Here is a 4048-nt window from a genome sequence, read left to right as displayed (position 1 = left end):
CGTAGGCTCGGCTACGAGGAACGTCGGTAAGCTTTTTCGTTATGCGAAATCTTTTTAAAAATTTTAGGAGAATTAAAATGAAAAAACAAATCACAGTATTCTTTATACTTTATTTAGGATGCTCCGGTCTTCCTAGTAGATATTCTTACTTAGAAAATAGTTCTAATCTAATTCGAAAAACAGATACTCTTAAAAATTCAGAGAAAATTGAAGATATAACTCATATCGAATTTTTCAACCCATCAAATCCAAAAACTATTCAATTATATATAAGTAAATTTAATGATCAAAATAATTTGAAATTAACGATAAACTATTATGGAAATGAATATATTGACTTTCAAAAAGCCTATTTATCCGACAACAATGAAATAATAGAATTCCAATTTGATTTTCTAGAAAAATTTAACAAAATTTTAAAAGACGGTACAAAATTTGAAAAAGCAGAATTAAAATTAAACAAAAAAGAAATTAAGCAATTAAAAAACATTTTCAAATCTAAATTCAAATTATCGCTATTTGGAAACACGAAAATAGATTACGACCTACAGGAATGTAATTATTGCATTGAATTAATGGAATATTATGAAAATTCAAATCCTATCTATTAGGAAATAAAATCTTTTAATCCAATTATAATTGATATAATACAAATGAAAAATAAAAGAACTTTTTTTTCAAACCAAAAAGACTTCGCATAACAGCGCCTTAACGCTTCGCTTCGGCACAAGGCCTCGCTCGGTCTGCGACACATAGGCTTCTGGCACTCCTCTTGCTTACGCAAGCGTCGTTCCAGTCCCTAACGTCCCGCTGGGACTCAGGGTCAGCCTACGTCGTTAAGGCTAGTTCGTTATGCGACATGGCTTAAACCTAATTCTTAAAATTAAAAATGGTATTTATGAACCGCAATAAGCAGAATACTGCAGTCATTTTGATCTATATAATAGGATTTACTATAGGAACTATATCACACTCGATTGATATTATAAAAATGGGATTACTAGGATATACATTTGCACCGTTTATACTTAATGCCTTTTGGTCATCATTAGTTTTCATTGATCCACTTGTAATTATCCTACTCTTTATTAATTTTAAAACCGCTATTACAATAGCAGTCTTAGTTATGATTTTTGATATTTTATTTAATCTAATTTTTGGTTTATGTACATTGAATTATCCAATTTTATTAGGCTTAATAACTCAAGTTCCTTTCGGCATTTTCGTATTTTACACAGCAAATCATTTATTAAGAAGCGGTTCACTAAAAGACTATTTAAATTCAAAATTGAGTTGACATATTATATCATATTTGATATATAAATACCGTGACCTACAACGTTCAGCTTTTGGAACCTGCTGAAGATTTTCTTTTAAAATTAGAAAATAAGATTAAAGCAAAAGCTTTTAGAACTATAGAATTATTAAAGGAATTCGGACCTGAACTAAGGGAACCATTTTCCAAAAAAATAGCTGGATTCAACGGTTTATTTGAACTAAGAATTAAGCAGGGTTCCAATATTTGCAGATTCTTCTATTTTTTCGAAAGAGATAAAATCATTATTATTACTTCTGGATTTATTAAAAAAGATCAAAAAACTAACCGTGATCAACTTGATAAAGCAAAGAAATTAATGAATCAATACAAAGGAGAAGCAACTTGAAACCAAAAACGAAAAATTTTGATTCTCTTTTAAAAAAAGAGATTAAAGAAAAGAATTTCAAAGCTGAGTATGATGCCTTAGCAAATGAATTTACTCTTGCCAAAGAAATTATTAAATTAAGAAAAAAAAGGCATTTAACTCAAAAAGATTTAGCGTTAAAAATAGGAACATCACAGCCTGCAATAGCAAGATTGGAATCAGGAAATTATAGAAATCTATCTTTATCCTTTATAAATAAACTTGCAAAAGCATTAGATGCAGAACCAGTCATACATCTAAAAAGCAAAAATATTTAGCAAAATAAGCCACGTCGCATAACAGCGACTTACCGCTACGCTTCGGCACGAGGCCTCGCTCGGCCTACGGCAAATTCCCTTTCTGTCACTCGTTTGCATACGCAAACTCCGTGCCAGTCCCTAACGTCCCTCCGGGACTCAGGGTCAGGGAACTTCGGTAAGTCTAGTTCGTTATGCGTAATCACCTGAACTAATTTATTAATTCAAAAAACAAGAGATGTCTATGAAAGAAAAGTCTGAAAAAAATCATATGGAATTAATCGATGAAATTAAAGATTGTAAATGCTTAGAAAATTCTTATAGCGATACATCTAGCACATTTTCGCGAAGAATACCAAAAAAAATTCAAAGTGAAAAGATATTTTTAACTTCTAAAGAAAGAAAAAAACCACAGGAATCTAAAGATTGTAATTATTTATGCTCATATCATAGTGTATCTATCGATAAAATTAATAGTCAAAATTATGAAGAGATGAAATTGCACTATCAGGCAGTATTACAAGTTACGCCTTTTAAGATTGGAAGTACTTCAGAGTTCCTAGTATTTAAACTAAAAAAGGAAGCAGGAAAAGTAAAGCCTACCCCAAATCTTGGTAATAGTTTTCATTATTCATTTTTTAAAAGTGAAAAATTTTCAATTCAAGACATCGTTGAAGTAACTAGGATAAAATTTCGTGATGTTTAAGATACCTAACCAATATAAACTCCATGATACTTATGATATGGCGATCATAACTCAAGGAAAAAAGATTCTATTGTATGATGATGAACCCATACTATATACGGGATTCAATCGCTATCGTAACCGAATTTTGGGCTCTTTCCTAGTTGAAAATCAAAAAGTAAAACGATTTATTCATGTAATACTAGATGAAAAAGAATTTTTAGAATTTAAGTTTAGAAAAAAAACTCTTTCTTCAATATATTATGAAAAAAGAAACCTTTTCATAATTGATATATCAGCAGATAGACTAGATAGCTACTTAGTAGATGCAACCACAATTCCGAAGGAACTCTTTCCTGGTTCCGAATCTTACTGTCCAAAATATTTAACGGAACATTCTCTAGATTACTCAACTTCATTGCTAGGAAACGAAGCTAACAATCACGAAGCAGATCCTGAAGAATTAAGCAAAGTACAAACGAAAATAGCTGTGTTACTAAAATCAGCAATCGTTAATGTATTTACCTACATTTCTCCAAAAATCTCAATCGTGGCCCATAATATTGGTAGTTTTCAAATACAATATAAAATTGAACTCGATCCAGACAATCATCGATTGTTTCCTGAATTTGAAGAAAAGGAGATTCGTAACCTTTTAGATGGATATTTATCTTATCCAATACAGCATCTTCCAGAAGACGTAAACACATTTCATATCGAAAATACTAAGTCAAATATAGACATATTAATGAATTCGATAAAAGAAGAATCGAAAATTTTACCCAATGTTAGATTACTTAAGCGAGAAAAATTTATCGAAAAAATGATTAATTTTTCTAGGAAATACGAAGAAATTTGTGATCTAGAAAAGAAACATTTTACTGACATTCAAATTTCTAAAATAACAAAAAATGAAACTATTGAGCCTATCGCGATTCTAGACACGAATTACGGAAAAAAAATCTCAAACGCTATCCGTGTCTATGAAACTAATTCCCCAAATTACGAAACTGATAATATAGCTAAAGAATATACACTATTAATTTATCACATTAATGTAGAAACTAGAAAAGGTAATGCGAATCTATTTGATGAAAGCACTAAAAAAGTCTTCAAACCAAGAATTTATATACTTGGGACAAATAGTCTTGCAGGCACCGAATACACTAAAAGCTTACACAATAATAAGCGAATCAAAGTTTTAGCAAAGGCTACTCGCTTTAAAAAGAGAATCATATACCTAGAGATTCAGGATTCTACAGGTGACTACGCATAACAGCGCGGAAACGCTGCGCTTCGGCACTTGCGGCCTCGCTTGGGCTGTGCCACATTCCCCTTCTGGCACTCGCTTGCATACGCAAGCTACGTGGCCAGTCCCTAACGTCCCGTTGGGACTCAGGGTCGGGGAACGTCGTCTCCGCTAA

Annotated in this window: 6 protein-coding genes; all 6 read left to right on the top strand. The window is 31.6% G+C overall.

Features of this window, described 5'->3' with window-relative positions:
• Positions 1-77 precede the first annotated feature (77 nt).
• Positions 78-611, top strand: coding sequence for a hypothetical protein (locus ND811_RS18880; protein ID WP_265353544.1), 534 nt, complete (start codon positions 78-80; stop codon positions 609-611).
• Between the two features lie 287 nt (positions 612-898).
• Positions 899-1297: a hypothetical protein gene (locus ND811_RS18875; protein ID WP_265353545.1), complete on the top strand. Its 399-nt coding sequence runs from the start codon at positions 899-901 to the stop codon at positions 1295-1297.
• Positions 1298-1349: 52 nt separating this feature from the next.
• Positions 1350-1664, top strand: a complete 315-nt coding sequence (locus ND811_RS18870; protein ID WP_265353546.1) for a type II toxin-antitoxin system RelE/ParE family toxin — start codon at positions 1350-1352, stop codon at positions 1662-1664.
• Positions 1661-1960: a helix-turn-helix domain-containing protein gene (locus ND811_RS18865; protein ID WP_015679761.1), complete on the top strand. Its 300-nt coding sequence runs from the start codon at positions 1661-1663 to the stop codon at positions 1958-1960. The genes ND811_RS18870 and ND811_RS18865 overlap by 4 nt, the downstream gene beginning before the upstream one ends.
• Positions 1961-2183: 223 nt before the next feature.
• Positions 2184-2645 carry a hypothetical protein gene (locus ND811_RS18860; protein ID WP_265353547.1) on the top strand — a complete coding sequence of 154 codons (462 nt, stop codon included), beginning with the start codon at positions 2184-2186 and terminating at the stop codon, positions 2643-2645.
• The gene (locus tag ND811_RS18855; RefSeq protein ID WP_265353548.1) at positions 2638-3900 is read left to right on the top strand and encodes a hypothetical protein; all 1263 of its coding nucleotides are present in this window, start codon (positions 2638-2640) and stop codon (positions 3898-3900) included. The genes ND811_RS18860 and ND811_RS18855 overlap by 8 nt, the downstream gene beginning before the upstream one ends.
• Positions 3901-4048: the final 148 nt, after the last annotated feature.

Origin of the sequence: Leptospira soteropolitanensis (genome assembly GCF_026151655.1) — a bacterium.
GTDB classification, from domain to species: domain Bacteria; phylum Spirochaetota; class Leptospiria; order Leptospirales; family Leptospiraceae; genus Leptospira_A; species Leptospira_A soteropolitanensis.
Note: the sequence above shows the minus strand (reverse complement) of the source record. Positions and strands in the feature narration are given on the sequence as shown.